This window comes from Mesorhizobium sp. P3_A2 (genome assembly GCF_056403115.1).
In genome coordinates, this window is sequence record NZ_JBFUGC010000007.1 from 321,111 (window position 1) to 347,285 (window position 26,175).

General features: G+C 64.9%; 25 protein-coding genes and 1 pseudogene. 16 read left to right on the forward strand and 10 right to left on the reverse strand.

What is annotated here, in order from left to right; all coding sequences use genetic code 11:
• Window positions 1-65 precede the first annotated feature (65 nt).
• The 8 genes from AC1DXM_RS18545 to AC1DXM_RS18580 all read left to right on the forward strand — a co-directional run bounded on the left by AC1DXM_RS18545 (window position 66) and on the right by AC1DXM_RS18580 (window position 8,468).
• Window positions 66-1,043: a small ribosomal subunit Rsm22 family protein gene (locus AC1DXM_RS18545; protein WP_477234957.1), complete on the forward strand. Its 978-nt coding sequence runs from the start codon at window positions 66-68 to the stop codon at window positions 1,041-1,043.
• Window positions 1,044-1,262: 219 nt separating this feature from the next.
• Window positions 1,263-2,753, forward strand: a complete 1,491-nt coding sequence (locus AC1DXM_RS18550) for a replicative DNA helicase (protein ID WP_477234959.1) — start codon at window positions 1,263-1,265, stop codon at window positions 2,751-2,753.
• A 126-nt stretch (window positions 2,754-2,879) separates the two neighbouring features.
• Window positions 2,880-4,283, forward strand: coding sequence for a DNA repair protein RadA (gene radA, locus AC1DXM_RS18555; RefSeq protein WP_352557966.1), 1,404 nt, complete (start codon window positions 2,880-2,882; stop codon window positions 4,281-4,283).
• Between the two features lie 48 nt (window positions 4,284-4,331).
• Window positions 4,332-5,003 (forward strand): CvpA family protein, encoded by a 672-nt coding sequence (locus AC1DXM_RS18560; RefSeq protein ID WP_477234961.1) that lies wholly within the window; start codon window positions 4,332-4,334, stop codon window positions 5,001-5,003.
• Window positions 5,004-5,132: 129 nt separating this feature from the next.
• Window positions 5,133-6,614, forward strand: coding sequence for an amidophosphoribosyltransferase (purF, locus tag AC1DXM_RS18565; RefSeq protein ID WP_477234963.1), 1,482 nt, complete (start codon window positions 5,133-5,135; stop codon window positions 6,612-6,614).
• A 30-nt stretch (window positions 6,615-6,644) separates the two neighbouring features.
• Window positions 6,645-7,400 carry an SDR family NAD(P)-dependent oxidoreductase gene (locus tag AC1DXM_RS18570; RefSeq protein WP_477234965.1) on the forward strand — a complete coding sequence of 252 codons (756 nt, stop codon included), beginning with the start codon at window positions 6,645-6,647 and terminating at the stop codon, window positions 7,398-7,400.
• 79 nt (window positions 7,401-7,479) lie between these two features.
• Window positions 7,480-8,109 carry a hypothetical protein gene (locus tag AC1DXM_RS18575; protein WP_477234967.1) on the forward strand — a complete coding sequence of 210 codons (630 nt, stop codon included), beginning with the start codon at window positions 7,480-7,482 and terminating at the stop codon, window positions 8,107-8,109.
• Between the two features lie 137 nt (window positions 8,110-8,246).
• Entirely contained in the window at window positions 8,247-8,468 is a 222-nt protein-coding gene (locus tag AC1DXM_RS18580; protein ID WP_023689120.1) for a hypothetical protein, read from the forward strand.
• A 155-nt stretch (window positions 8,469-8,623) separates the two neighbouring features.
• On the opposite strand, the gene AC1DXM_RS18585 is transcribed toward AC1DXM_RS18580, so the two are convergent.
• Window positions 8,624-9,130, reverse strand: a complete 507-nt coding sequence (locus AC1DXM_RS18585) for an OsmC family protein (RefSeq protein ID WP_477234970.1) — start codon at window positions 9,128-9,130, stop codon at window positions 8,624-8,626.
• 137 nt (window positions 9,131-9,267) lie between these two features.
• On the opposite strand from AC1DXM_RS18585, the gene AC1DXM_RS18590 reads away from it, so the two are divergent.
• Complete coding sequence (locus AC1DXM_RS18590; protein ID WP_477234972.1) at window positions 9,268-10,773, forward strand: S10 family peptidase; 1,506 nt, start codon at window positions 9,268-9,270, stop codon at window positions 10,771-10,773.
• A 10-nt stretch (window positions 10,774-10,783) separates the two neighbouring features.
• Here the strand turns inward: AC1DXM_RS18590 and AC1DXM_RS18595 are convergent, their stop codons facing one another.
• On the reverse strand, window positions 10,784-11,215 hold the full coding sequence (locus AC1DXM_RS18595) for a nuclear transport factor 2 family protein (RefSeq protein ID WP_352585038.1): 432 nt from the start codon (window positions 11,213-11,215) through the stop codon (window positions 10,784-10,786).
• A 383-nt stretch (window positions 11,216-11,598) separates the two neighbouring features.
• On the opposite strand from AC1DXM_RS18595, the gene AC1DXM_RS18600 reads away from it, so the two are divergent.
• Window positions 11,599-12,489 carry a DMT family transporter gene (locus tag AC1DXM_RS18600; RefSeq protein WP_477235048.1) on the forward strand — a complete coding sequence of 297 codons (891 nt, stop codon included), beginning with the start codon at window positions 11,599-11,601 and terminating at the stop codon, window positions 12,487-12,489.
• Between the two features lie 151 nt (window positions 12,490-12,640).
• On the opposite strand, the gene AC1DXM_RS18605 is transcribed toward AC1DXM_RS18600, so the two are convergent.
• Complete coding sequence (locus tag AC1DXM_RS18605) at window positions 12,641-13,504, reverse strand: LysR substrate-binding domain-containing protein (protein ID WP_477234974.1); 864 nt, start codon at window positions 13,502-13,504, stop codon at window positions 12,641-12,643.
• 112 nt (window positions 13,505-13,616) lie between these two features.
• On the opposite strand from AC1DXM_RS18605, the gene AC1DXM_RS18610 reads away from it, so the two are divergent.
• Together AC1DXM_RS18610 and AC1DXM_RS18615 are read left to right on the forward strand one after the other, a co-directional pair.
• Window positions 13,617-14,024, forward strand: a complete 408-nt coding sequence (locus tag AC1DXM_RS18610) for a tautomerase family protein (RefSeq protein WP_477234976.1) — start codon at window positions 13,617-13,619, stop codon at window positions 14,022-14,024.
• Window positions 14,025-14,192: 168 nt separating this feature from the next.
• Window positions 14,193-16,415, forward strand: a complete 2,223-nt coding sequence (locus AC1DXM_RS18615; RefSeq protein ID WP_477234978.1) for an AMP-binding protein — start codon at window positions 14,193-14,195, stop codon at window positions 16,413-16,415.
• 11 nt (window positions 16,416-16,426) lie between these two features.
• Here AC1DXM_RS18615 and AC1DXM_RS18620 read toward each other — a convergent pair whose 3' ends face one another.
• From AC1DXM_RS18620 to AC1DXM_RS18630, 3 genes and pseudogenes are all read right to left on the reverse strand, one after another.
• Window positions 16,427-16,690, reverse strand: a complete 264-nt coding sequence (locus AC1DXM_RS18620) for a hypothetical protein (RefSeq protein WP_477234980.1) — start codon at window positions 16,688-16,690, stop codon at window positions 16,427-16,429.
• Between the two features lie 173 nt (window positions 16,691-16,863).
• On the reverse strand, window positions 16,864-17,679 hold the full coding sequence (locus AC1DXM_RS18625; RefSeq protein WP_352585029.1) for a CDP-alcohol phosphatidyltransferase family protein: 816 nt from the start codon (window positions 17,677-17,679) through the stop codon (window positions 16,864-16,866).
• A 3-nt stretch (window positions 17,680-17,682) separates the two neighbouring features.
• Window positions 17,683-18,384 (reverse strand): annotated as a pseudogene (locus AC1DXM_RS18630) (phosphatidylserine decarboxylase); the annotation flags it as partial.
• A 201-nt stretch (window positions 18,385-18,585) separates the two neighbouring features.
• Between AC1DXM_RS18630 and AC1DXM_RS18635 the strand changes: the two are divergent.
• Together AC1DXM_RS18635 and AC1DXM_RS18640 are read left to right on the forward strand one after the other, a co-directional pair.
• Entirely contained in the window at window positions 18,586-19,326 is a 741-nt protein-coding gene (locus tag AC1DXM_RS18635; RefSeq protein WP_477234982.1) for a lysozyme inhibitor LprI family protein, read from the forward strand.
• A gap of 96 nt (window positions 19,327-19,422) precedes the next feature.
• Complete coding sequence (locus tag AC1DXM_RS18640; protein ID WP_477234984.1) at window positions 19,423-20,295, forward strand: SMP-30/gluconolactonase/LRE family protein; 873 nt, start codon at window positions 19,423-19,425, stop codon at window positions 20,293-20,295.
• Here AC1DXM_RS18640 and AC1DXM_RS18645 read toward each other — a convergent pair.
• From AC1DXM_RS18645 to AC1DXM_RS18660, 4 genes are all read right to left on the reverse strand, one after another.
• The gene (locus AC1DXM_RS18645; protein WP_477234986.1) at window positions 20,274-20,621 is read right to left on the reverse strand and encodes an antibiotic biosynthesis monooxygenase; all 348 of its coding nucleotides are present in this window, start codon (window positions 20,619-20,621) and stop codon (window positions 20,274-20,276) included. The two genes, AC1DXM_RS18640 and AC1DXM_RS18645, sit on opposite strands and share 22 nt — an antisense overlap.
• A 288-nt stretch (window positions 20,622-20,909) precedes the next feature.
• Entirely contained in the window at window positions 20,910-22,790 is a 1,881-nt protein-coding gene (locus AC1DXM_RS18650) for an ABCB family ABC transporter ATP-binding protein/permease (RefSeq protein WP_477234988.1), read from the reverse strand.
• Between the two features lie 24 nt (window positions 22,791-22,814).
• Window positions 22,815-23,144 carry an ArsR/SmtB family transcription factor gene (locus tag AC1DXM_RS18655; protein ID WP_477234990.1) on the reverse strand — a complete coding sequence of 110 codons (330 nt, stop codon included), beginning with the start codon at window positions 23,142-23,144 and terminating at the stop codon, window positions 22,815-22,817.
• Window positions 23,145-23,373: 229 nt separating this feature from the next.
• Entirely contained in the window at window positions 23,374-24,864 is a 1,491-nt protein-coding gene (locus AC1DXM_RS18660) for a LysM peptidoglycan-binding domain-containing protein (RefSeq protein ID WP_477234992.1), read from the reverse strand.
• Window positions 24,865-24,989: 125 nt separating this feature from the next.
• On the opposite strand from AC1DXM_RS18660, the gene AC1DXM_RS18665 reads away from it, so the two are divergent.
• A complete protein-coding gene (locus tag AC1DXM_RS18665) occupies window positions 24,990-25,601 on the forward strand; it encodes an LOG family protein (protein WP_192256764.1) in 612 nt (203 codons plus the stop codon).
• A gap of 145 nt (window positions 25,602-25,746) precedes the next feature.
• Window positions 25,747-26,043 carry a hypothetical protein gene (locus tag AC1DXM_RS18670; protein ID WP_477234994.1) on the forward strand — a complete coding sequence of 99 codons (297 nt, stop codon included), beginning with the start codon at window positions 25,747-25,749 and terminating at the stop codon, window positions 26,041-26,043.
• Window positions 26,044-26,175 lie beyond the last annotated feature (132 nt).

The window sequence follows — 26,175 nt, forward strand, 5'->3', positions numbered from 1 at the left end:
GCAGCCGCCCCTGCCGGGATCGCCGGCGCCTCGGTCATCCTGCTCGCACCGCGGGGAGCCTGAGCGTGGAACTTCCGGCACCGCTCAGACAAGGCGTCGAGCGCCTGCTCGAAACGATACCGCTGCCGGCGTTGCGCCAGGCGGCCAGGACGCTGTCCGACCGCTACCGTGCCGAACTGCGCGACGGCCGCCTACACATGGCCGAGGAGATGGCGGTGAAAGCCTATCTGGCGACACGGCTGCCGGCGACCTATGCCGCGGTGCGCGCCAGCCTGGATGCGCTCGCCGGGACGCTGCCCGATTTCCAGCCAAAAACCTTGCTCGATGTCGGCGCCGGCCCTGGCACGGTGCTTTGGGCCACCACGGACCAGTGGCCTGATCTCCAACAGGCGGTGCTGTTTGAGGCCAGCGCCGCGGTGCGCAAGGTCGGCCAGGCGCTCGCTCTAGACGCCATCGCCGCGAGCATCGACTGGCGCGCCGGCGACGTCACCATCGACCTTGCCGATCTCAAGTCCGCCGATCTCGTCACCTGCGCCTATGTGCTGGACGAGATCGCGCCGGCATCGCTGCCGAAGCTTGTCGCCCGGCTCTGGCAGTTGACCGCCGACACGCTGCTGATTGTCGAGCCGGGCACGCCGGCTGGCTGGCAGCGCATCCTTGCCGTGCGCCGGCAATTGCTTGAGGCCGGCGCGAATGTGCTGGCCCCTTGCCCCCACGACGCCCCCTGCCCGCTTGAGCCGCCAGACTGGTGCCATTTTTCGCGCCGCGTCGCCCGCTCGCGCCTGCATCGCCTGGCCAAGGATGCCGAAGTGCCCTGGGAGGACGAGAAGTTCATCTACGTCGCGGCGTCGCGGCAGCCCGCGGCCTCCCGCGCCGCGCGCGTCATAGCGCCGCCGAAAGCCGGCTCCGGCAAGGTGCTGCTCAAATTGTGCCGGCCGGACGGCAGCGCCGGCGAGACGCTTTTCACCAAGCGCGACGGCGAGCTGTTCAAGCAAGCGCGGCGGTTGGACTGGGGCGATACGTTGGACGAGAGAAGCGGATAGCCGCCGAGATTGTTCTTGCTTCGTTCCGGTCGAACCAATACAATCACCATCTGGCGAGTCAATCGGAATCAGAGCACGGGAATTCTGTCCTGTGGACGGTTTGCCGTCCCCTGTGGACAGCGGGCATCAACGCCGATTGGACGCAACTGATGCATATAAGTCAGCATCGGATCTTTCGCGTTCTGGTATCGAGAAGCCGGGATCGAAATCGGGGACATCATGGCAGAGGCAGCACGAAAATTCGGCGTGGCGGAGCAACCGCTTTATCGTGAGGCGCCAAACAACATCGAGGCCGAGCAGGCGCTGCTCGGCGCCATCCTCGTCAACAACGATGCCTTCTACCGCGTCTCCGACTTCCTCAAGGCCGGCCATTTCTACGAGCCGCTGCACAGGAAGATCTTCGAGGTCGCGGCCGAACTCATCCGCATGGGCAAGGTGGCGACGCCGATCACGCTGAAGACCTTCCTGCCGGCCGACGAGAAGGTCGGCGACATGACGGTGGCGCAATATGTGGTGCGTCTGGCGGTCGAAGCAGTCACCGTCGTCAACGCCACCGACTATGGCCGCGCCATCTACGATTTGGCGACGCGCCGTGCGCTGATCACCGTCGGCGAAGACATGGTCAACATCGCCTATGACGCGCCGGTCGACATGGCGCCGTCCGAGCAGATCGAGGATGCCGAGCGGCGGCTGTTCGAACTGGCCGAAACCGGCCGCTATGATGGCGGCTTCGAGAGCTTCACCGACGCCGTCAAGACCGCCGTCGACATGGCCAACGCCGCCTATATGCGCGACGGCCATCTGTCGGGTATCGCAACCGGCCTGCGCGATCTCGACCGCCGCATGGGAGGGCTGCAGCCCTCCGATTTGATCATCATCGCCGGCCGTCCGGGCATGGGCAAGACATCGCTCGCCACCAACATGGCCTTCAACATCGCCGAGGCCTATGTGCCGGCGCAGCAGGCTGACGGTTCGTTCAAGGCCGCCAATGGCGGCGTCGTCGGCTTCTTCTCGCTGGAAATGTCGTCCGAACAGCTGGCGACCCGTATCATTTCCGAGCAGACCGAGATTCCATCGTCAAAAATCCGCCGCGGCGAGATTTCCGAGATGGATTTCGAAAAGCTGGTCGCCTGCTCGCAGACCATGCAGAAGATCCCGCTGTTCATCGACCAGACCGGCGGTATCTCGATCGCGCAGCTTTCCGCCCGGGCGCGACGGCTAAAACGCCAGCGCGGCCTCGACCTCATCGTCATCGACTATATCCAGCTGATGCAGGGTTCCAGCGCCAAGGCCTCGCAGAACCGCGTGCAGGAAATCACCGAGATCACCACCGGTCTCAAGGCGCTGGCCAAGGAACTTTCCGTGCCGATCATCGCGCTGTCGCAGCTGTCGCGTCAGGTCGAAAGCCGCGAAGACAAGCGCCCGCAGCTGTCCGACCTTCGCGAATCCGGCTCGATCGAGCAGGACGCCGACGTGGTGATCTTCGTCTATCGCGAGGAATATTATCTGAAGAACCGCGAACCCAAGCCCGGCACCGACGAATACATCAAGTGGGAACACGAGATGAACGAGATGCGCGGCAAGGCCGAAGTCATCGTCGCCAAGCAGCGCCACGGCCCGACGGGTTCGGTCAGCCTCGCTTTCCAGGGCGAATTCACCCGGTTTTCCGACCTCGCCGAAGAGCATCATATCGCGGAGAGGTTTGAGTAGCCGCTTGTCAGAAGTCGCATCAAAGATCTGGAAGGGCAGCTCTCCACGGCGCCCTCCTCTGTCCTGCCGGACAGAGGGGGGCGCTGTCCCGCTAACCTGTCTTTCTTTGATCGCCGGCCGCGCCTGATGGCTAAATCCCGCGTTCAGTTCATCTGCCAGAATTGCGGATCGGTGCATCAGCGCTGGGCCGGCAAATGCGATGCTTGCGGCGAGTGGAATACCCTCGTCGAGGAAGGTACGTCGGGCGGCATTGGTTCGGGGCCGGCCAACACGCGCAATGCCCGCAAGGGCCGCGCCGTGGTGCTGACCAGCCTGTCCGGCGACATCGAGGACGCGCCGCGCATCATTTCGGGCATTGGGGAGCTCGACCGCGCCACCGGCGGCGGTTTCGTGCGCGGCTCGGCGCTGCTGGTCGGCGGCGATCCGGGCATCGGCAAATCGACGCTGCTCACCCAGGCCGCAGCAGCACTGGCGTCAAAAGGCCATCGCATCGTTTATGTCTCGGGCGAAGAGGCCGTCGCCCAGATCAGGCTGCGCGCGCAACGGCTTGGCGTCGCCGACACACCCGTCGAACTTGCCGCTGAGACCAATGTCGAGGACATCCTGGCAACAATCGCCGACGGCAGAAGGCCGGACCTCGTCATCCTCGATTCCATCCAGACGCTGTGGACCGACATGGCCGATTCGGCGCCCGGCACTGTCACCCAGGTGCGCGCCGCCGCCCAGGCGATGATCCGCTATGCCAAATCCACCGGCGCTGCCATTGTGCTGGTCGGCCATGTCACCAAGGAAGGCCAGATCGCGGGCCCGCGCGTCGTCGAGCACATGGTCGATGCCGTGCTCTATTTCGAAGGCGAAGGCGGCCACCACTACCGCATCCTGCGCACGGTGAAGAACCGTTTCGGGCCGACCGACGAGATCGGAGTCTTCGAAATGTCGGACAAGGGCTTGCGCGAAGTCGCCAATCCGTCGGAGCTGTTCCTCGGCGAACGCCATGCGAAATCGCCGGGTGCTGCGGTTTTCGCCGGGATGGAAGGCACGCGGCCGGTGCTGGTCGAGATCCAGGCGCTGGTGGCGCCGTCGTCGCTGGGCACACCGCGCCGCGCCGTCGTCGGCTGGGACGGCGCGCGGTTGTCGATGATTTTGGCCGTGCTCGAGGCCCATTGCGGGGTGCGCTTCGGCACCCATGATGTCTATCTCAACGTCGCCGGCGGCTACCGGATTTCCGAGCCGGCTGCCGATCTGGCGGTGGCGGCTGCACTGGTTTCGTCGCTCACCGGTCTTGCCCTTCCCGCCGATTGCGTCTATTTCGGCGAAATCAGCCTGTCGGGCGCAGTGAGGCCGGTTGCGCATGCGCAACAGCGCCTTAAAGAGGCCGAAAAGCTGGGTTTTGGAAGTGCGGTTCTGCCCTTGGGCAGCGAGGAGGTTGTCGGGGGGATCGGGGCCGGCGCTTTCCAGCCAACCGAACTTGCCGATCTCGTGGCGCGCATAGCCGGCTCACGGCGCAGTCGTGTCGACGAGGAAGAATGACACGGCTCGGCCGAGCCGTGAAAAGACAATCGGAGTGGGGCGAACAACATGCCGATTACGCTGCTTGACGGAATTCTCGTCGGCTTCACCCTGGTCTCGGCGATGCTCGCCATGGTTCGCGGCTTGTCTCGCGAAATCCTGTCCGTCGTCTCCTGGGCCGCGGCCGCCGCGGCGGCGTTCTTCTTCTACAAGCCGGTGCTGCCTTACGTTCAGCCCTATGTCGAAAATGACAAGATCGCCATGGCGGCGTCCGCCGGCATCGTCTTCGTCATCGCGCTGATCGTCGTTTCCGTCATCACCATGAAGCTTGCCGACTGGATCATCGATTCCAGGATCGGCGCGCTCGACCGTACGCTCGGCTTCCTTTACGGCGCGGCGCGCGGCATCCTCGTCGTCGCGGTGGCGCTCTTGTTCTTCAACTGGCTGGCCGGCGCCAAAGCTCCGGCCTGGATCGCCAACGCCAAGTCGAGGCCGCTGCTCGAGACCATCGGCGCAAAGCTGGAAAGCCTGCTGCCCGAGGATCCGGAAAACGCCATCCTGAAGAAGCTCAACCCGAATCAGCCGGCGGCACCCGAGACGCCCCCGGCAGCCGATGCACCGGCGGCGGATGCGCCGGCAGCCGGCGAGGATGCGCCGGCGCCCGACGACGAGACAGACGCTCCGGCCGACAATGCACCGACACAGCCCGCTGCTCCGGCCCCGGCCGCGCCGGCAAACTGACCTGGAACGGTATGGCGCCCACTGGGCGGGCGCCATTTATGGGCTGACTATGATGTGAACGGCGCACGGCGTGCGTTGCTTTCGCGGCGCTCTCGCCTTATATGGCCATTTTAGCGGAGCTTGAGCCCAATGGCAGTTTCGAAGGCAGACGCAGACGACGTGCTTTCCGCCGAAGCAGACGATCATTTTCACGACGAATGCGGCGTGTTCGGTATTTTCGGCCGGCAGGACGCCGCAGCCATCGTCACACTTGGCCTGCATGCACTGCAGCATCGCGGCCAGGAAGCGGCCGGCATCGTCTCCTATGACGGCACGCAGTTCCATGTCGAACGCCATGTCGGGCTGATCGGCGACACCTTCACCAAGCAGCATGTCATCGACAGCCTGCAAGGCAATCGCGCCATCGGCCACACGCGCTACGCCACCACCGGCGGCGCCGGCATGCGCAACATCCAGCCCTTCTTCGCCGAACTCGCCGATGGCGGCTTTGCCGTCGCTCACAACGGCAACCTCACCAACGCCATGACCGTGCAGCGCGCCCTGCAGAAACAGGGCGCGATCTTCTCGTCGACCTCCGACACCGAAACGCTTTTGCATTTGGTCGCGACCAGCAAGGAGCGCGATCTCAACTCGCGCTTCATCGACGCCGTGCGCCAGGTCGAAGGCGCCTTCTCTCTGGTGGCGATGACCTCCAAGAAGATGATCGGCTGTCGCGATCCGCTCGGCATTCGTCCGCTTGTGCTGGGCGACCTCGACGGCGCCTGGATCCTGGCCTCCGAAACCTGCGCGCTCGACATTATCGGCGCCCGCTTCGTGCGCGACCTGAAGCCCGGCGAGATGGTCGTCGTGACCTCGAAGGGCATTGAGAGCCTGTTCCCCTTCGAGCCGCAGAAGACCCGCTTCTGCATCTTCGAATATGTCTATTTCGCCCGTCCGGACTCCTCGGTCGAAGGCCGCAATGTCTATGAGGTGCGCAAGCGCATCGGCGCCGAGCTGGCGCAGGAAAGCCCGGTCGAGGCCGATATCGTCGTGCCGGTGCCGGATTCCGGCACGCCGGCGGCGATCGGCTTTTCGCAGGCTGCCGGCATTCCCTTCGAACTCGGCATCATCCGCAACCACTATGTCGGCCGCACCTTCATCCAACCGGGTGACTCGATCCGCCATATGGGCGTCAAGCTGAAGCACAACGCCAACCGCCGCATGATCGAGGGAAAGCGCGTGGTGCTGGTCGACGATTCCATCGTGCGCGGCACCACCAGCCAGAAGATCGTGCAGATGGTGCGCGATGCCGGCGCCCGGGAAGTGCATATGCGCATCGCCTCGCCGCCGACCAGTGCGTCGTGCTTCTACGGCGTCGACACGCCGGAGAAGTCGAAACTTTTGGCATCGCGCATGTCGATCGAGGAGATGGCCGAGTTCATCCGCGTCGATTCACTCGGCTTCCTCACCATTGACGGGCTCTACCGCGCCGTCGGCGAGGCCGGCCGCAACAACGAGCAGCCGCAATTCTGCGACGCCTGCTTCACCGGTCAGTACCCGACCCGCCTGCTCGACTTCGAAGGCCACGACAATGTGCGCACGCTGTCGCTGCTGGCGAACAACGGGGCCTAAAGCCCAACTGCCATCCTTGAAAGCGCTCGCATGACCCTCGACCTCTCCGGCCGCGTCGCGGTCGTTACCGGCGCCTCGCGCGGCATCGGCTATTTTATCGCGAAAGAACTTGCCGCCGCCGGCGCGCATGTGATTGCGGTCGCCCGCACGGTTGGCGGGCTGGAAGAGCTCGACGACCAGATCAAGGCCGAGCGCGCCAAGACCGGCAAGGGCGAAGCGACGCTGGTGCCGCTCGATCTTGCCGACATGGCCGGCATCGACCGGCTGGGCGGTGCCATTCATGAGCGCTGGGGCAAGCTCGACATACTGGTGGCCAATGCCGGCGTGCTCGGCGTCATCTCGCCGATCGGCCATGTCGAGGCGAAGACCTTCGAGAAGGTGATGACCATCAACGTCACCTCGACCTGGCGGCTGATCCGCTCGGTCGACCCGCTGCTCAGGCTCTCCGACGCCGGCCGCGCCATTCTCATGTCCTCGGGAGCCGCGCATTCGGCGCGCGCCTTCTGGGCGCCCTATGCGGCATCGAAGGCGGCCGTGGAAGCCATGATGCGCTCCTGGGCGCATGAGACGCAAAGCCTGGCGCTGCGCATCAATGCCGTCGACCCCGGCGCCACGCGCACTGCCATGCGCGCGCAGGCCGCGCCGGGCGAAGATCCGGAGACGCTGCCGCATCCATCGGAGATTGCGAAGCGCATTGTGCCGCTGGCCAGCCCCGAGCTGAAGGAGACGGGGCTGATCTTCCAGGCCAGGCACAACCGCTTCGTCGCCTACCGGCAGCCGGAATAAAAGCTGGGCTGAAGCGGGATTAAACAGGCCTCCAGTTACGTTTCTTCGAATGTAGGACATTCGAAACCGGAGGACCGACATGCGCAGACTTCTTCTCGTTGCCGCCGCAGCGATTGCCGCCACGGCTGGCGCAGCCTTCGCCCAAGACGCCAAGATGAGCTTCTTCGTCACCAGTGTCGGGTCCGGGAAGGGCGCCGATCTCGGCGGTCTCAAGGGTGCGGACGCCCATTGCGCGTCCCTGGCGGAAGCGGCCGGGGCTACCGGCAAGGAATGGCACGCCTATCTCTCGACCGCCGACGTCGACGCGCGCGACCGCATCGGCAAGGGTCCGTGGATCAACGCCAAGGGCGAAAAGATCGCCGATGACGTCGCCTCGCTGCACGGCGACGTCAACGCCATCACCAAGCAGACGGCACTGAACGAGAAGGGCGAAGTGGTCAACGGCCGCGGCGACAAGCCGAACCGGCACGACATTTTGACCGGCTCGAAGCCCGACGGCACCAAGATCGCCGACCAGACCTGCGGCGACTGGACGCTAAGTGGCGCGGAGGGCGCGGCGATGATGGGCCATCACGACCGCACCGGGCTGGACGAGTCGGCGGCGGCGAAATCCTGGAACTCCTCGCACGCCTCGCGCGGCGGCTGCAGCCAGGAGGCGCTGAAAGGCACCGGCGGCGACGGCCTGTTCTACTGCTTTGCGGTGAACTGAGCGCAATAGAGGGCGTGGCTCGTTCACGGGTCTGTGATGCTCCGGCGGGCCGCTCCCCCTTCGCCCTGCTTTCGCCATCAGCCGGGAGTTGCTAGGGTTCGACCCGAATCCGACATCCAGCAAAGCGAGGAATTCCCATGGCTGCTCCCAGCGTAGCATTGGTCTGGTACCTGGTGATCGCCGGCCCGCAAGGCGGCATGGTGGTGCTGCCCAGCACCTTCGACACCCGCGAACAGTGCACCAACGCCATCACCGAGTACCAGAAGCAGCCGACGCCGGCCGGCTGGGCGGTGAACTGCGTGCCAAGCGCCTCGCCGTTTACGGATGAGGGCGATGCGGAAGAGCCCGCGGCGCAGTAGCCTAATCTCCCCCCTCGAGGGGGAGATGGCCGGCAGGCCAGAGGGGGTCGGTACGTCCTGACGCGACGCCCCTTCGCCGACAGAAGAAGTTGGCGCTCTACGCGCGGCGACCCCCTCTGTCGCCTTCGGCGACATCTCCCCCTCGAGGGGGGAGATTAGCGCCGCGCACTTACCACCAGCTCCGGCTTGCTGTTGATCGTCTGAAATACCACGCAATAGCGTTCCGTCAGCTTGATGAGCGAATCGATGCGCTCCTGCGGCTCATCTGTGTCGAGGTTGAAATTCAGCCGGATGGTGCGGAAGCCGACCGGGGCATCCTTGGCCACACCCAGCGTGCCGCGAAAGTCGAGATCGCCCTCAGCCTCGACGGTCGCCGCGCCGAGCCTGAACTCCAGCGCCGTCGCCACCGCCTTGAGCGTCACGCCGGCGCACGCCACCAGCGCCTCGAGTAGCATGTCGCCCGAACACAGTTCGAGCCCTGAGCCACCGGTTGCCGGATGCAGCCCGGCCACGGCCAGCGCCCTGCCCGTCTCGACCTTGCAAGCGATCGACTGGTCGTCGATCGAGCCCCTGGCGCGAAGCGTGATCAGCGCCTGCGCGGCATCGCCGCGATAAGCATCCTTCAGCGGCGCCTGCATGGCTTTGAGTGCGGTGGCGTCCATGGTCTGTCCTTTCGAGTCCTTCACGCTTTGATAGCACTGATATGCCGGCGGGACAGAGGGGCCACGACGCCGCGAATAGTTACTTTGACTTCGACCGCCCAGACCATACCTATGCGGGAGCCATTCCCGGAGGTGTCATGCGTGCCAAGCTGAAGCTCATTCCCGCAATTCTCCTGGTGCTTGTCGCCTTCGCGCACCCGACCCTAGCCGAAACGCCCGAGCGCCCCGCCCCTGCCGGCGGCGTGCTTTCGCTGCTGCCGGCGCCGCAGATCACCAGCCATTCGATCACCATTGCCGGGCGCAACCTCGACTACCAGGCAAAGGCCGGGACGCTATCGCTGCTGTCCGGCAAGGGCGAGGTCACGGCGGAAATCTTCTATGTCGCCTACACGCTGCCGCCATCGGCGGGCGCGGAGAAGGTTCGTCCCATCACCTTCGTCTTCAATGGCGGCCCCGGCGCGGCGTCCGCCTATCTGCATCTCGGCGCACTCGGCCCGCGCGTCATCGCGACCGGGGCCGACGGCCAATTCCTGCCGCCGCCGCAAAAGCTGATCGACAATCCCGACAGCTGGCTCGATATGACCGATCTCGTCTTTGTCGATCCGGTCAGCACCGGCTACAGCCGCGAGGCGCCCGGCCAGGACACGAAGGACTTCTGGGGCGTCAGCCAGGACGCCAGTTCGATCGGCGCCTTCATCCGGCTCTATCTCGCCCAGAACGGCCGCACCGGATCGCCGCTCTTCCTTGCCGGCGAAAGCTATGGCGGGTTCCGGGCAGCACTCCTCGCTAGGACCCTGCAGGAGGATGTCGGCCTGAGCCCGAACGGCATCGTGCTGATCTCGCCGGCGCTGGAATTCACGCTGGTGCTGCCGGACGAATTCCAGCCGCTGCATTGGGCGCTGGAACTGCCCTCGCTGGCGGCGGTGCGGCTGCGCAGCGAAGGCGTCAGCGGCGAGGCGCTGCGCGAGAAACTCGCCGGGGTCGAGCACTATGCGTTGGGCGACTACCTCACCGCTCTGACCAGCGGGCTGGAACAGGGCGGGCGGCTGGCCAGCCAGCGCGTGGCCGAGATCACCGGCCTGCCGCTCGAGCTCGTGCAGCGCAATTTTGCTCGCATCCCGACCGGCCTTTTCGCGCGCGAATTCCAACGCGCCGGCGGCAAGGTGCTCAGTCCTTATGACGGCACGATCGCCACCAGCGATATCGCCCCCGAGAGCGCGCGCATCGTCGGTCCGGATCCGGTGCTCGACCGCAGCGTGCCGGCATTGACCTCGGCCTTCGTCTCCTATGCACGCGACGAGCTGAATTTTCGCACCGACGTCAGCTACCGGTTGCTCAATGGCGATGTCACCCACAATTGGGACTATGGCGGCTCCCGGCAAGGCTATGCCGGGGTGATGGACGATCTGCAGCGCGCACGTTCGCTGAACCCGGCGCTCGGCGTGGTGATCGTCAATGGCGAAACCGACCTGGTCACGCCCTATCTCGCCTCGCGCTATCTGGTCAACCAGGTCCCGACGCTCGCCAACACCAAGCCTATCCGCCTCGACGTCATAGAGGGCGGCCACATGATGTATTTCAGGCCGGACGGAAGGCGCGCGCTGAAGGAGGCCGTTGCGGAGCTCTACCAGGTAACGCAGTGAGGTGGCGAGGTCACGAACCGGTTCCACTGCTGGCCGTTGGCGGACGGCGCCCGGAGAGGGCTTCAACCGCGTCTTCGATGCCGACAACCTGGCGCTCGACGTCCTCCAGATACAATCGCCCGGCCACAATCTGACCGTCGATGATCTCGAACAGCGTGACCCCGCGCACTTCGAAGGGTTGCCCGTCGCTGCGAGTCCCTGACCAATGCCATTCGATCCAGGTCGTGTCACCGTCTTGGACCGAGCGCGTGACCGCCGCGTGGAAGTCAGGTATTCCCGTGAACATGGCCTCCCAGTTGGCGCGCATCTGGTCACGCCCAACGAAGGCTCTGCCCGGGTGCGCCGGCTGTACGCTCCGATAGTTCTCGTGGATGAGAGCGGTGACAGCGTCGAGATGATGCGCGTTCATCGCCGTCACCAGTCGATCGATCACTTCGGTCATCGAAACTCCCGAACTTATGCAGCGCACGCGTTGGCGCGCCCTCTCCGTAGTCCGCTGCCGGGGTGAGCCGCGCCGATCAATCCGCGAGCCTCAAAATTACCTGATTGGGCTGGGGCCGTCCAGCATTGCAAGACGCCGAACATGCGCGTCCGCCGCCGCGCGCAATAGCGTCAGCGACCACTGTTAAGTGGCTTTTGTCCGCGTAAAAGCCCTTTGTAAGCATCGGCGAATGCCGCCGGCCCCTGCCCCAACGTAAGCCCGAAGCTGGCGGAGAGGCGCGCCGGCTGAGCCATGGGATGATGCCCCCTGCTGACAGCAAGGTGCCAGGACAGCAAGCGTAGTCTGGTGACATGACGGATTCCCTCGACAAGCCCGACACGCTCATGAATAGCGCGGCCAGCATCGCCGCCGGGCGCACCCTCGGCATCACGCTGGTGTCGGCGTCGGCGGCTTTCTTCGCCCTGACCGGGGTGCTGACTAAATCGATCCATGCCGACCCGCTGACCATCACTTGCTGGCGCGGTTTCGTCGGGTCGATTCTGATCACGCTCTATGTGCTGTGGCGTAGGCGCCGCTCGGGCGGACCCGAGAGCCTCAGGCTCGGATGGCGCGGCTGGCTGCTGGCCGTCGAGGGTGCCGCGGCCAGCATCGCCTTCATCTCGGCGTTCAAGTTCACCTATGTCGCCAATGTGGCGGTCATCTATGCCACCGCACCCTTCATCACCGCGCTGCTCGCCTTCGTGCTGGTGCGCGAGCCTTTCCGGGCGCAAACGCTTGTTGCCGCAGCCGTGTCGCTGTGCGGCGTGGCGATCATGGTCGGCTCCGGCTTCGGCAGCGGCCATCTGTTCGGTGATGGGCTCGCACTGCTGATGACCGCCGGCAGCGCGCTCTACATGATCATGGTGCGCGCCTTTCGCGACACGCCGGTGGTGTGGGCAGGCGCGGTGTCGGCCTTCCTTTTGTTCGTGTTCGGCTGGTTCGTCACCGACCCGCTGGCGGTTTCGGCTCGGGATGCCGTGCTGCTTGTCGCCTTCGGAGGGTCGTTTGCAATGGCCTCGATCCTGTGGACTGAGGGCTCGCGGCTGATCCCGGCGCCTGAATCCGGCCTGCTCGGTGCGGCCGAAGTGCCGTTCGCGATCCTGTTCGCCTTCCTGTTCCTGGGCGAGATCGCACCGGCCGCCAGCCTGATCGGCGGCGCCATCGTGCTGTGCGCGGTTCTTGCCCATGCCGGGCGTGATTGGCTGGTGGCGAGAAAAAGTGCGGCAACCCCATAATTATTTTCGGAGTCATGGAACCATCATTCTGCTCAGGCATTATTGGTGCGACGGGTCACCCCCCAAGTCCCCCCAAACCCCTCGACCCGTCCTCCTTAAAGCCGACCGTAAAGGTCGGCTTTTTCTTTGGATATCAGCCGGTAAGGGGAAATCAGCTGGTGAGGCCGGGCAAAGCGAGATTGTCGCTGAGCAAGGCGGCAAGGTCGCGCGCCGGCCGTTCGGCGCCCTGACCGAGCCTTATGGCGAATTGCGCAATCGGCACCGGCGGCAGGCCGAGCTCGCGCGGCGCTTCGACGATGCCGGAATGGGCAAAGCGCGCGGTGCGCAAGGTTAGCGCTATGCCGGCGTTGACCGCGGTTCGCAGGCCGGCAAGGCTGGCGCTGCCGGCAGCGATGCGGTAGCGGCGGCCGGCGGCATCGAGGGCTGCGAGTGCTGCTTCGCGAAAACCGCAATAGGGGTCGAGCAGCGCCAGCGGCAATTCCTCTTCCCGTACGGCAAGCCCCTTTTGCGAGCACAGCCACAGCATCGGCTCACTGAACAGCCCGACTTCGTCATTGGCCGGGGTTTTGCGCATGATGATGGCCAGATCGAGCTGCCCGGTCTGGAGCGCGTCGCCAAGCTCAGCCGAGCGGCCGACGCGCAGTTCGATCCTGACGCGCGGATGGCTGGTGGCGAAGGCGCGCAGCAACTCCGGCAGGCCGCTATCGGCGAAATCCTGCGTGGTGCCGATGGCGACGCGGCCGGCGGCACGCGCGCCTTTCAGTGCCAGCCAGGCCTCGCTGTGCACGGCAAGGATGCGACGGGCATGGCCGACCAGGTCCTCGCCGGCCGGCGTCAGCCCACGGCCACGCCCCTGCGCCACCAACAACGGTTCGCCGACGACCTCCTCCAGCCGCTGCATCTGGGCCGTCACCGCCGAGGGCGAGCGGCCGACAGCGGACGCAGCCTGGGCCAGCGAGCCGCTATCGACAAAGGCAAGGAAGGTTTTGAGCAGATCGGGATCGAGCGCTTGCATACTTCGATAATACAGAACCTTTTGTTCGAAACAATTCGATTTTTTTGATTCTAGGATGATGGCATGGTCTCTCCAACGGCAAACAGACGCCGCTCAACCGAAGGAGAGAAAAATGCCGATCATCAACATCAGCGTCACCGGCATGCCCGACGCCAAGCTGTCCGCCTCTATTGCCAAGGAAATCACGAGCCTGACCGCAACCCATCTGCGCAAGGATCCGACGATCACCGCCGTCGCCGTCAGCTATGTCGACCCGCAGCACTGGTTCGCCGGCGGCAAGTCGCTGGCCGAGCACGGCGCCAACACCTTCTGGCTCGACATCAAGGTGGTCGACGGCACCAACACCAAGCTGGAGCTGGAGGCCTATCTGAAGGCGATCTTTGCTGCCTTTGGCCAGTTGCTGGGTGGCGTGCATGAGGAGAGCTATGCTTTCGTGCACGAGGTGCCAGCGGCTGCCTACGGTTATGGCGGCAAGAGCCAGGAGTTCCGGTTCATCAGCGGGCGGTTGAAGGCGGCTTGAGGAAGCCAACGAGCGCAGCGCCCGCCCCTCATCCGCCCTTCGGGCACCTTCTCCCCGTGAACGGGGAGAAGGAAAAAGGCTCGACATTGACCTTGCCCCCCATTGCGCTACCCTCTGCGGCGAAGCGGACGAAGAGCCGCGATACCGGAACATTGGGAGAGGCGCGGCATGATCCTGACACTGGCGCTGCTTGCAGGCCTCGTGCTGGCCTGGCTGCTGATTGCCGCGATCGAGACCTTTCGCCTCGACCTGCGCTTCACCCAGGCGCTGCTCTACGTGCCGTTCAAGCTTGCCTACCGGATCGAGGACCGGCGCATCCGCATTGCCCGCAACGCGCCGACGCCGGTGATCTATGTGGTCTCGCACCAGTCGCGCTTCGAGCCGGCACTGATGCTGTCGCTGCTGCCCGACGACACGCTGCACATCCTCGACGAGGCCTCGGCGCGCTCGCCCTGGCTGGAGCCGTGGCGCGAGCTTGGCCGCACCATCGCCTTCAATGCCGAGCATCTCTTCGTCAGCCGCCGGCTGGTCAGGGTGCTGAAGGGCAAAGGCCGGCTTGCCGTCTATCTGCCCGACGATGTCGAGCCCGATGTGAAGTCATTTCGCCTCTTCCGTGCCGTCACCCGCATTGCCATGCAGGCCGACGCCGCCATCGTGCCGATCTTCGTCGCCGGCGCGCGCGACCTGCCGGTGTCCTTGACGCCAAAGGACCGGGCGCTCCGCCACTGGTTCCCACAACTGTCGATCAGCGTGCTGGAGCCGATGACGATTGCCGAACTGGTGGCGCGCAATCCCGACCAGGCTTCCAACACCAATGCGCTGTTCGACCGCATCGCCGAGGCCAGGCTTTTCGGCAGCAACCTCGATCGCGGCCTGTTCCTGGCCATGCGCGATGCAGCGGACCGCACCGGTGCCTCGCATCCGATCATCGAGGATGTGATCAGCGGCTCGCTCAGCTACCGAAAAATGTTCATCGGCGCGCGCGTGCTCGGCCGCCGTTTCGAGGCGGTGACAGCACCCGGCGAAGCGGTCGGGGTGTTGCTGCCCAACGCCAATGGCGTGGTGCTGTCCTTTGTCGGCCTGCTATCAGCCGGCCGGGTAGCGGCGTTGATCAACTACACCGCCGGGCCGGCGAGCGTCACCGCCGCGGTGCGCACGGCAGTGATCCGAACGGTGATCTCCTCCCGCGCGTTCGTCGAGAAGGCCGGGCTTGCCGACATCATTGCCGCGGTCGAGGCCGGCGGCGCCAAAATGCTGTGGCTGGAGGATGTGCGCGCAAGCGTCACCGCGCTGGAAAAGCTCACCGCCGCAGTGCTGTGGCGGTTCCCGCTGCAACGGCAGGACGCCGCCAAGCCGGCGGTGATCCTGTTCACCTCAGGCTCGGAAGGCACGCCCAAGGCCGTGGTGCTGTCGCACCGCAATCTCCACGCCAATGCCATGCAGGCCGAGGCGCGCATCACCATCTCGCCGTCCGACATCCTGCTCAACGTGCTGCCGGTGTTTCACTCTTTCGGGTTGACCGGCGGCACCATCCTGCCTTTGGTGACTGGGGTAAAGCTGTTCCTCTACCCCTCGCCGCTGCACTACAAGATCATCCCGGAGATCGCGCGCAAGGTGAAGCCGACCATCATGTTCGGCACCGACACGTTCCTCGCCAACTACGCCCGCACCGCCGAGGACGGCGATTTCTCCAGCCTGCGCTTCGTCGTTGCCGGCGCCGAAGCGGTGAAGCCTGAGACGCGGCGCGTCTACCGCGAGCGGTTCGATGCCTCGATCATCGAGGGTTTCGGACTGACCGAGGCGGCTCCCGTGGTTGCCGTCAACACCGCCATCCATGGCCGCGACGGCACGGTCGGGCGGCCGTTGCCGGCGATGCGCATGAAGCTCGAACCGGTCGAGGGCATCGAGGATGCCGGGCGTCTGTGGCTCGACGGGCCGAATTTGATGATGGGCTACATGACGGCGGACCGCCCCGGCGAATTGCAACCGCTGGACGGCTGGCACGATACCGGTGATATCGTCTCGGTCGACCGCGAGGGCTTCATCACCATTCGCGGCCGGGCAAAACGCTTCGCCAAGATCGCCGGCGAGATGGTGTCGCTCGGCGCGGTCGAGATGCTGGTGCAGTCGCTGTGGCCGGAAGAGCGCCACGCCGCGGTGGCGGTGCCCGACAAGAGGCGCGGCGAGCGCATCGTGCTGGTCACCACCGCCGACGACGCCGATCCTGACGAATTGCGCAAGTTCGGCAAGCAGGCCGGTGCTGCCGAGCTGATGGTGCCCAACGACATCGTCAAGGTCGAGGAGATCCCGGTGCTGGGCTCGGGCAAGACCGACTATGTCTCGACCCGCAAATTGGCGATCGATCGGCTGGGGCTGAGTGCTGCGGCCTGAGAGGCCCTCGTTTAAAGGACCGCCGCCGACAACAGCATGATAAGACCGACCCCCATCATCAGCAGGCCCGGCCAGTTCTGCGACAGGCCGAAGAAACCGAGCCCGCGCCGCCGCGGCTCGAGTGTCGGGCCTGTCGTTGCGAAATTTGGCGCCGGGCGATCCGGCGTCGCGCGAGAGGACTTCGGATCGCTGAGCCGCCCGCGCCCGAGGACCGCACCCGCCATGTACACAACGCCAGCGACAGTGAGTAACGCGCCGATGAGGATGACAGCCATTTCTCCTCGCTCTTCTTCAGGTCCTGCCTGACGCAAGTCGCTTGCGGGCTTAGCGTTCCCGCGACGCCGCACCTCGCCGCTCATGCCTGCCGACTTGGCGCGACGGGGTTCTCCCGCTCGCCTATATTGAGACATAACGGTCAAGATGCCCGGCAGGTTCCGACAGGGGCCTGTCAGCCGATATCCGAAGGCGGCACCTTCTCGCCCTCGCGCAGGGCGCGTTTTGTATAGGCGCGCACGCTGAACGGCAGGAAGATGAGATAGCCCGCGACCGAGGCGGTCAGCGTGTACCAGGGATAGGTCATCAACAGCAGCACGTAGAGGACGACCGCAAGGATGATCGGCAGCACCTTGTCGCCCGGCACTTTCAGGCTTTTGCCGGAGTAGACCGGCAGCCGGCTGACCAGCAGGAAGGCGACCAGGATGGTGAAGCCGGTGGCGACGAAGGCGGCCGGGCGGCTGGGCTCAATGCCAACGCGCAGGAACGACAAATAGAGCGGCAGCATCACCAGCACGGCGCCTGCCGGCGCCGGCACGCCGACGAAATATTCGCTCTGCCAGATCGGGCGATCATTGTCCTCGTCGAGCACGTTGAAGCGCGCCAGCCGCAAACCGCAGGCGATGGCGAACAGCAGTACTGCGATCCAGCCCGGCGATCCCGCGCGGTCGAGCAGGAAGGCATAGAGCACCAGCGCCGGGGCGACGCCGAAATTGACGATGTCGGCGAGCGAATCCATCTGCGCGCCGAATTTGGACGTCGCCTTCAGCATGCGCGCCAGGCGCCCATCTATGCCGTCGAGGAAGGCGGCGAGCAGCACCATCACCACAGCCGGCTCGAAACGGCCCTCGAAGCCGAAGCGGATGCCGGACAGGCCGGCACAGATGGCAAGCACGGTGACCAGATTGGGCAGCACCATGCGCATCGGAATTTCGCGGATGCGCGGGCCGCCGCTGCCGTGAGCCTCGAATTTTTTGAACGGCGCGCCCACCGCTTACGAAATCCTGACGAGCGGTGTTGCGGCGATACCGCCGAACTCGGCCAGTACGGTTTCGCCGCCGACCGCCGTCTGGCCGACGGCGACGCGCGGCACGGCGGTCGATGGCAGGAAGACGTCGACGCGCGAGCCGAAGCGGATCAGGCCAAAGCGCTCGCCGATGGCGATCGAGCCACCGGTCTCGGCCCAGCAAACGATGCGCCGCGCCACCAGGCCGGCGATCTGCACGGCGGCAACGGTGCCGTTGGGGCTGTCGATGACCAGCCCGTTCCGCTCATTCTCCAAGCTCGCCTTGTCGAGTTCGGCATTGAGGAATTTGCCCGGCCGGTGCTCGATCTTGGAAATGCGGCCGCGCACCGGGGCGCGGTTCACGTGACAGGAAAAGACGTTCATGAACACCGAGATGCGGGTCATTTCGGTGTTGCCGAGGCCGAGCTCGCGCGGTGGCACCGCCGGCCCGACCGCCGAGATGATACCGTCGGCAGGGCTGACCACCAGCCGGTCGTCGACCGGCGTGACGCGCTCGGGATCGCGGAAGAAATAGACGCACCAGGCGGTCAGGATCAGGCCGATCCAGAACAGCACCGAGGAGAAATAGCCGAGGAACAGCGTGCCCGCGCCAAAGGCGGCGATGAACGGATAGCCCTCGCGATGGATCGGAACGAAGGCATTCTTGACCGAGTCGACGAGGCTCATCGGATGGGGCTCATGGGATTGGGGGCGGTCCCTGTTTCAGGTCCGGCCTCAATACCGGAAAGGCTCCGTCGTCGCAACGCAACATTGGGCAAGGCTGCATCGGGTGCGGCCGGCAGGAGCGGTGACGTGCTTGCCTGTCGGCGGCTTTGCCGCCAGAATTCCAGCCATCGCTGGCTCAGTGCTCGGCGAAAAGGCCGACCACCCATGATCTCAAAATCAGGGAAAACGCACCTCACAGTCTTCCGATTGGCGGTCATCGGCAGCGTTCTGAGCGCATTGCTGGCTGCCGATGGCAACGCAATGGCGCAAGGCAAGCCATCCTTCGACTGCGCCAAGGCCGCCAGCGCGGGGGAAAAGGCGACCTGCGCCGACCCGGTTTTGGCGCAGGCCGATGCCGATGTGGCGAAGGCTTATGCCGCGCTGCTGAAGACGCTCGATGCTGCCGCTGGCAAGGCGCTGCGCGCCGACCAGAGCGACTTCATCGCCTATCGCGACCAGATCGCCGGCTTCAACGAAAATACGCCCAAGGAGCAGCAGACTTTCGATCTCGGCGAATTCGTGCGCGACCGCGCGATCTTCCTGGCCGGCATCCGCAAGCCGGCGGATGCAGATTTGATCGGCACATGGAGCAGTGTCCGTGGCTCCGTCGAGATCATGGCAGCGGACGCCGGCAAGTTCGAGATTTCGGCAGAAATCGTCACCAATCCTGTCTCGGGAAGCGGTGCGTGCGACATCGGTGGCACGGTCGAGAAGCGCAAGACCCTGCGGCTGGTCGACATCGACGACGACGGCAAACCGACCGGGTTCGTCTTCACCTTTCGCCGCGACGGCGATGCCCTGATCGTCGAGCAGGACGGCACCGGCAAGGACGACAGATCCGAACCACCATCATGCGGCGCCAACGGCCATGCCGATGGCGCGTTCTTCCTGAGCGAAAAGCCGTAAACCTGCTGTCGGCGAACCACCCCCTCGCCCGTCCTTGATGAGATGGCGCCGGATCATGGTCCCCCATGATGGCGCTCCAACAAGGAGTTTCCCCAAATGCAGAACCAAACGCATCTCGTTACCGCCGGCCTCGCGTTCGGGGAGTCGCCGCGCTGGCATGACGGACGCCTTTGGGTCTGCAATTGGGGCACCGGCGAGATCGTCGCGGTGGATGAGGACGGCAAGAGCGAGGTGATGCTCACCGTGCCGGCGATCCTGCCCTATTCCATCGACTGGTTGCCGGATGGCCGGCTGCTGGTCATCTCAGGGCGCGAAGGGTTGCTGCTGCGGCAGGAGGCGGACGGAACGCTCGCCACCCACGCCGATTTGAGAGAGCTGTCGAACAGTCCTTGGAACGAGATCGTCGTCGACGGGCGCGGCAACATCTATGTCAATGGCGGCGGGCCGGCGCCGGCTGCGGGCGAGCATTTCGGGCCGGGCACCATCGTGCTGATCACGACCGACGGCAAGGTCCGGCAAGTGGCCGAGAACATTGCCTTTGCCAACGGCATGGCGGTGACGCCAGACGACAAAACGCTGATCGTCGCGGAATCGCATGCCAACCGGTTGACCGCTTTCGATATTGCGGAGGATGGCGGTCTCTCCAACCGACGCATATGGGCCGATCTCGACGGCTTTCCCGACGGCATCTGCCTCGATGCCGAAGGTGCTGCCTGGTATGCGGATGTTCCCAACAAACGCTGCGTGCGGGTGCGCGAGGGTGGTGAGGTCTTGCAGACCGTCAATGCCGATCGCGGCTGCTTTGCCTGTATGCTGGGAGGACCCGACGGTAGGATCCTGTTCATCGCCGCCGCCGAATGGCGCGGCTTCGAGCACATGGTCAGCGACGCCCGCAGCGGCCAGGTGCTGAGCGCCAAAGCGCCGGCACCTGGCGTCGGCTGGCCCTCTTATAGTTCGGGCAGACGCTGATAGTTGGCGATGTCGGCCTTCACGCCCAGCCGGGCGATGGTCTCCTGCGGGTTGAAGCCCGCCCGCTCATGCGCGGCCTTGACGATCGGCACGACTCTGTCGACGGCCGCCTGGTTCTCCCATTCGACAATGGTGACGAGGTTGAACTCGCCCGGGCCGGAGAACTGCTCGAGCACGAAGTCCTGCACGAAGCCTTGTTGCACGCGCAGCAGCTCATGCGTCGCCCTGACCTTGCGAAGGATTTCCTCGCGCGCCTCGGCGGGGACGACGAATTTGTCGACCCTGAACACGGCTTCACTGCCAAGCTGTTGATTGAGTTTATCCATTTCAATTGTCTCCGTTCTTGAACGACTTGGGTTCGGTGGCTCAGGAACGGGTTTGCGATCTCAACTTAGGTTGAGGTCAAGAGGGAATTTTTTTGGTGGCGATGGAACGGCGGCGACGCTGCTGATCTCCCCCCTTGAGGGGGAGATGTCCGGCAGGACAGAGGGGGTCGGTTCGACTGGACGCGACCTTCTTGCGAGCGATGAAGGTTAGCGCTCCACGCGCAACGACCCCCTCTGTCGCCTTCGGCGACATCTCCCCCTCAAGGGGGGAGATTGGCACTCCACCGCCTAACTCACCTCCGAAGTCCGTCTGCGCACAATCACCCCGAGCTCATCGCTCTCGCGCGCAATACGCAGCCGCTCCTCGGCTTCCGTCGCTTCGCGCTGGCGGTCCCACATCGAGGCGTAGAGGCCGTGTTGACGCATCAGCTCGGCATGGGTGCCGCGTTCGGCGATCTGGCCGTCCTTGAGCACGATGATCTCGTCGGCGGTGATCACCGTCGACAGCCTATGCGCAATGACGATGGTGGTGCGGCCCTTGCTGACCAGGTCGAGCGCCGCCTGGATCTCCTGTTCGGTGTGGCTGTCCAGCGCCGAGGTCGCCTCGTCGAGCATCAGGATCGGCGGCGCCTTCAAAATGGTGCGGGCGATCGCCACGCGCTGCTTTTCGCCGCCCGACAGTTTTAGCCCGCGCTCGCCGACCATCGAGCGGTAGCCTTCCGGCAGCCGTTCGATGAACGGGCCGATCTGAGCAAGCTCGGCGGCCTTCTGCATATCCTCCTCGCTGGCGCCGATGCGGCCGTAGCGGATGTTGTAGGCGATGGTGTCGTTGAACAGCACGGTGTCCTGCGGCACCATGCCGATCGCGCCGCGCAGGCTCTCCTGCGTCACATCACGGACATCCTGGCCATCGATCAGCACCTGGCCGCCCTGGACGTCGTAGAAGCGGAACAACAGCCGCGAAATGGTCGACTTGCCGGCGCCGGACGGGCCGACAATGGCCACCGTCTTGCCGGCCGGCACTTCGAAGGAGACGCCCTTCAGGATCTTGCGGTTCGGATCATAGGCAAAGTGCACATCGCGGAACTCGACCTTGCCGGCCGAGACGGCAAGCGGTTTGGCATCGGGCTTGTCGGTGATCTCCTGCGGCACATCGAGCAGGTCGAACATCTGCTCGATGTCGGTCAGCCCCTGGCGGATTTCGCGGTAGATGAAGCCAATGAAATTGAGCGGCACCGAAAGTTGCACCAGCATGGCGTTGATGAAGACGAAATCGCCAACGCTCTGCGTACCGGCCTGCACCTCCAGCGCCGACATGCACATGACGATGACGGTGCCGAGGCCGAAGATGATGCCCTGGCCGAAATTCAACCAACCGAGCGACGTCCAAATCCTGGTCGCAGCCATTTCATAGCGTGCCATCGAACGGTCAAAGCGCTCGGCCTCCATACCCTCGTTGTTGAAGTATTTGACGGTCTCGTAGTTGAGCAGCGAATCGATCGCCTTGGTGTTGGCGTCGGTATCGCTGTCGTTCATGTCGCGGCGGATCGAGATGCGCCAGTCGCTGGCGCGGACCGTAAACCAGACATAGAGCCAGACGGTGAGCGCCACCACGGCCACATATTTCCAGCCATAGGTATAGGCGAAGATGCCTGTGGTCAGCGCGAATTCGAGAATGGTCGGCGCTGTGTTGAGCATGATGAAGCGCACGATCGTCTCGATGCCCTTGGTGCCGCGCTCGATGATGCGCGACAGGCCACCGGTGCGGCGCTCAAGGTGAAAGCGCAACGACAGCTGGTGCATGTGGACGAAGGTGCGGAAAGCGAGCTGGCGCACCGCATACTGGCCGACGCGGGCAAACAGCGCGTCGCGCAGCTGGTTGAAGCCGAGCTGCACCAGCCGCACGACATTGTAGGCGACGACCAGCATGACCGGCGCCAGCAGGAAGGACGGTAGCGGCGGTGGCGATTTGGCGTCGCCGGCCAGTGCATCGGTCGCCCACTTGAAGAAGTACGGACCCGCAACCAGCGTCAACTTGGCCACGACCAGAAGCAGCGTCGCCCAGGTGACGCGTGCCCTGAGATCGGCGCGATCGGCGGGCCACATATACGGCCACAGATTGCGCAAGGTACTGAAGGTCGAGCTATCGGAAACGGTTTTTTCTGCCACTTGTCTTGCCTTTTGGGTGGGAGTTCAGCGGCCGGAGCAGCAGGAATTGACGAGCGCGGTCAGCGATGCGGAAACGTCTGCCAGCGCTGCGCGGTCGACCTCATAGCGGGAGCGCTGGCGGTCGGGCTGGAAGCGGACCAGACCGGCCTCGACCAGGATCTTCAGATGCTGGGAAACGGTGGACTGCGCGAGGTCGAGATGATCGACCACCTCGCGGCAGCAGCAGGAATTGCTGGCCGACAAATGTTTCAGGATCTCGATGCGCGCCGGGTGTGAGAGTGCTGCAAAGCGAGCGGCAACCGCGCGGCTTTCGGGCGGTGCGCGGTTTGCGTGGTCTGGTTCGGACAGGGTCATCGTTCATCGGCGATAGACGATGAACGGATGTGGGGCAAGCTAATCCGATGGGTAGAGTGACCTAATCTCCCCCCTTGAGGGGGAGATGTCGCCGAAGGCGACAGAGGGGGTCGGTGCGTCCTGACGCGACGTCGTTAGCAGCGAAGAGAAGGCTAGCGCTCCACGCGCAGCGACCCCCTCTGGCCTGCCGGCCATCTCCCCCTCAAGGGGGGAGATACGCGCTCGACCGCTACTGCGCCTTCATCGGCGCCGTCGTCGCTTGCTCGCCCATCGCCTTGAGGTCGGCGGCTTCGCCTTCCTTCGACTTTTCCGGGACCTTGAACACCTGCCCTGGCCAGATGCGGTCGGGATCGCTGATCTGGTCCTGGTTGGCGAGATAGATGGTCGAGTAGCGCACGCCATGACCATAGACCCGCCGCGAAATCCGCCACAGCGTGTCGTTGCGACGGATGATGACGGCGCCGTCGGCATGTTCGAGTTTCGGCGCCACCGACTCGGGCACGTCGGGCGTTGCTGCGGCTACGACAGCCGGAGCCTCGGTAGCGGGCGCTGCCGGGGCTGCAGGGGCCGGCGCCTCGGTCGCCGGAGCGGCAGGAGCCCCTGCGGGCTCGGCCGGCGCAGCCGCGACCGTGGCTGGCGCTGCGGGAGCTGCCGGCGCTTCGGCAGCAGCCGGTGCGGCCGGCTTTGCCTCGGCCGGCTTGGTCTCTGCAGGCGCCACGGCGGCAACCGCTTGGCCCGGTTCGCGCTCGAACGGCACGGCGGCGCGGGCAACCACCTTCACGCCGTCAGCATCGAGACCGTCGACATGGATGGTGTAGCTGCCAACCGGGATGTCGCGCGTCGCCTCAACCAGGAAATGGCCGTCCCGCGACGTCACCGCGTCGCCGAGCAGGATATCGTTGGCGTAGGCGCGCACCTTGCGGCCGGCGTCAGCCAGACCGGCAACAAAGATCTTGTTGCCGTCGATCTCGACCGCCTCGACGACGATCTTGGGTTCAGCCGCTGCCGCAGCCGGCGGTGTCGCCGGAGCCGGAGCGGCCGGGGCGGCAGGGGCCTCAGCAGCAGGAGCAGCGGCCTGATCGCCGGCAGCCGGTGCCGCAGGCTTGGTCTCAGGCGTGGGAACAGTCAGCAGCTCGGCCGGCTTGCCCGGTTCCTCGACCATCGCCAGCACCTGGCCGGCGGCATCCTTGGGAACCGAAACGACGGCAGTCTGCATCGAAGGCGTTACGACATCTCCGGCCGTCGAACGCAGCGCGATCGTATAGTCGCCGGGCTTGAGCGGATCGTCGAGGACGATGACGAAGGCGCCGTCCGGACCGGCGACGGTCGAGCCGAGCACCGTCGAGCCGTTGAGGATTTCGACCTTTGAATTGGGCGCCGCATTGCCGGCAACGACGATCGAGCCGTTGCTTTCGACGCGTACGACATCGAAGCTCGGCACAACCGAGCCGGCCGCAGCCGGTGCTCCCGGGGCTGTCGCGGGAGCTGTTGCGTCGGCAGGCGCCGGTGCCGGCACAGCCTTGGCATCGGTTGGGGCGGCAGGCGCCGGCGGCAGCCTTCCCTCGGTCCCGGAGTCGGCCGGCGGCGTCAGCGACGCAATCTCCGCCGGCGGCGTGGGATTGAGATACGGGTCGAGTGCACCCGATACATAGGCCGTTCCGACGACCGCGACGGTCCCACCCGCCGCGAACAGAAACGCCTTCAATGGATTAACAGCCATATTTCCCCTGCCCCTTAGCCACCTAACGCCGGTCTAGCGCGTTTTGCCGGAACCGACAAGAAAAAGCCCGGGCTTGGAAGCCTCTGGGGCTTGACCCCGCATTCAGACCCAATCACCAATCACGCATGAACACGATTCGATCCGTCTGCGTCTACTGCGGCTCGTCTCCGGGCCGCGATGAAATCTACGCCAAGGCCGGACACCTGCTTGGCCGCTCGCTCGCCAAATCCGGCCTGCGACTGGTCTACGGCGGCGGCACCAAAGGGATTATGGGCGCCGTTGCCGAAGGCGCGCTCAAGGCCGGCGGCAAGGTAACGGGCATCATTCCGCGCTTCCTCATCAACAAGGAGGCCACCGAAACCGCGCTTGACCGGCTCGACGAGTTGCTGATCACCGACAACATGCACGAGCGCAAGCACAAGATGTTCGAAAAATCCGACGCCTTTGTGGCGCTGCCGGGCGGCATCGGCACGGTCGAGGAGATCGTCGAAGTCATGACCTGGGGCCAGCTCGGCCATCACCGTAAGCCGATCGTCTTCGCCAACGTCAAAGGATTCTGGAATCCGATGCTGGCGCTGCTCGACCATATGTCGAGCGAAGGCTTCATTCACACCGCGCAGCGGGTCAAACCGTTGGTGATCGAAGACCCCGAAGCCATCGTCGCCGCCATCATGGTGGCGGGATCGTCGGTCGATGCGCCGACGGAAGGCGTGCAGTCGGTGATTGATAAGATGTAGGGAATAGGGGAGTACGGCAGTAAGGCAGTATGTTTAGAAGGCCTCGAGCCTCTCCCTACTGCCCTACTGCCCTACTGCCCTACTGCCCTACTGCCCTACTGCCCTACTGCCCTACTGCCCCCTCAACTCCGCAATCACCGCTCGCTTGTCCTGGCGCCGCCAGGCGAGATGGATCGAGACGGTGCGCTCGAACCAGGGCAGGTCACGAAACGCGATCCCTGACGGTGCTGCACTTCGGAGGCTGGCCTGTAGGCCCGATCTGCAGGGCCAGGGCGTGAATCCGGTGGTGCTGCGCCGCGTCGTGCTGGCGCTCAAAGCCGCCGGCTATGAGACGCTGGGCAACACCTGGATAGGCGACAGCAACAAGGCCAGCCTCGCCCAGAAGCAGAAGTCCAATGCCAGGCCGCTGCATCGCCTGCATCTGTTTCGCAAGAATCTCTGACGCCGGGCATCGCTGATCGGCGGACTGTGATCGCCCTGTCAAAAAACTGTCACACAGAACCCGGTTAGCCCATGCTACGAATGGGCGTGCCGGCATCCGCGCACGGCGTGGTCGAAATCTGTATCTGGCGAG

What these genes read in the sequence shown, in the direction of transcription:
- AC1DXM_RS18665 (WP_192256764.1), top strand. Translation starts at nt 24,990, where the DNA reads ATGAACACGATTCGATCCGTCTGCGTCTACTGCGGCTCGTCTCCGGGC.
- purF (WP_477234963.1), top strand. Translation starts at nt 5,133, where the DNA reads ATGGCAGTTTCGAAGGCAGACGCAGACGACGTGCTTTCCGCCGAAGCA.
- AC1DXM_RS18660 (WP_477234992.1), bottom strand. Translation starts at nt 24,864, where the DNA reads ATGGCTGTTAATCCATTGAAGGCGTTTCTGTTCGCGGCGGGTGGGACC.
- AC1DXM_RS18600 (WP_477235048.1), top strand. Translation starts at nt 11,599, where the DNA reads ATGAATAGCGCGGCCAGCATCGCCGCCGGGCGCACCCTCGGCATCACG.
- AC1DXM_RS18635 (WP_477234982.1), top strand. Translation starts at nt 18,586, where the DNA reads ATGATCTCAAAATCAGGGAAAACGCACCTCACAGTCTTCCGATTGGCG.
- AC1DXM_RS18585 (WP_477234970.1), bottom strand. Translation starts at nt 9,130, where the DNA reads ATGGACGCCACCGCACTCAAAGCCATGCAGGCGCCGCTGAAGGATGCT.
- AC1DXM_RS18570 (WP_477234965.1), top strand. Translation starts at nt 6,645, where the DNA reads ATGACCCTCGACCTCTCCGGCCGCGTCGCGGTCGTTACCGGCGCCTCG.
- AC1DXM_RS18580 (WP_023689120.1), top strand. Translation starts at nt 8,247, where the DNA reads ATGGCTGCTCCCAGCGTAGCATTGGTCTGGTACCTGGTGATCGCCGGC.
- AC1DXM_RS18575 (WP_477234967.1), top strand. Translation starts at nt 7,480, where the DNA reads ATGCGCAGACTTCTTCTCGTTGCCGCCGCAGCGATTGCCGCCACGGCT.
- AC1DXM_RS18560 (WP_477234961.1), top strand. Translation starts at nt 4,332, where the DNA reads ATGCCGATTACGCTGCTTGACGGAATTCTCGTCGGCTTCACCCTGGTC.
- AC1DXM_RS18595 (WP_352585038.1), bottom strand. Translation starts at nt 11,215, where the DNA reads ATGACCGAAGTGATCGATCGACTGGTGACGGCGATGAACGCGCATCAT.
- AC1DXM_RS18620 (WP_477234980.1), bottom strand. Translation starts at nt 16,690, where the DNA reads ATGGCTGTCATCCTCATCGGCGCGTTACTCACTGTCGCTGGCGTTGTG.
- AC1DXM_RS18610 (WP_477234976.1), top strand. Translation starts at nt 13,617, where the DNA reads ATGCCGATCATCAACATCAGCGTCACCGGCATGCCCGACGCCAAGCTG.
- AC1DXM_RS18640 (WP_477234984.1), top strand. Translation starts at nt 19,423, where the DNA reads ATGCAGAACCAAACGCATCTCGTTACCGCCGGCCTCGCGTTCGGGGAG.
- AC1DXM_RS18655 (WP_477234990.1), bottom strand. Translation starts at nt 23,144, where the DNA reads ATGACCCTGTCCGAACCAGACCACGCAAACCGCGCACCGCCCGAAAGC.
- AC1DXM_RS18590 (WP_477234972.1), top strand. Translation starts at nt 9,268, where the DNA reads ATGCGTGCCAAGCTGAAGCTCATTCCCGCAATTCTCCTGGTGCTTGTC.
- radA (WP_352557966.1), top strand. Translation starts at nt 2,880, where the DNA reads ATGGCTAAATCCCGCGTTCAGTTCATCTGCCAGAATTGCGGATCGGTG.
- AC1DXM_RS18550 (WP_477234959.1), top strand. Translation starts at nt 1,263, where the DNA reads ATGGCAGAGGCAGCACGAAAATTCGGCGTGGCGGAGCAACCGCTTTAT.
- AC1DXM_RS18605 (WP_477234974.1), bottom strand. Translation starts at nt 13,504, where the DNA reads ATGCAAGCGCTCGATCCCGATCTGCTCAAAACCTTCCTTGCCTTTGTC.
- AC1DXM_RS18615 (WP_477234978.1), top strand. Translation starts at nt 14,193, where the DNA reads ATGATCCTGACACTGGCGCTGCTTGCAGGCCTCGTGCTGGCCTGGCTG.
- AC1DXM_RS18645 (WP_477234986.1), bottom strand. Translation starts at nt 20,621, where the DNA reads ATGGATAAACTCAATCAACAGCTTGGCAGTGAAGCCGTGTTCAGGGTC.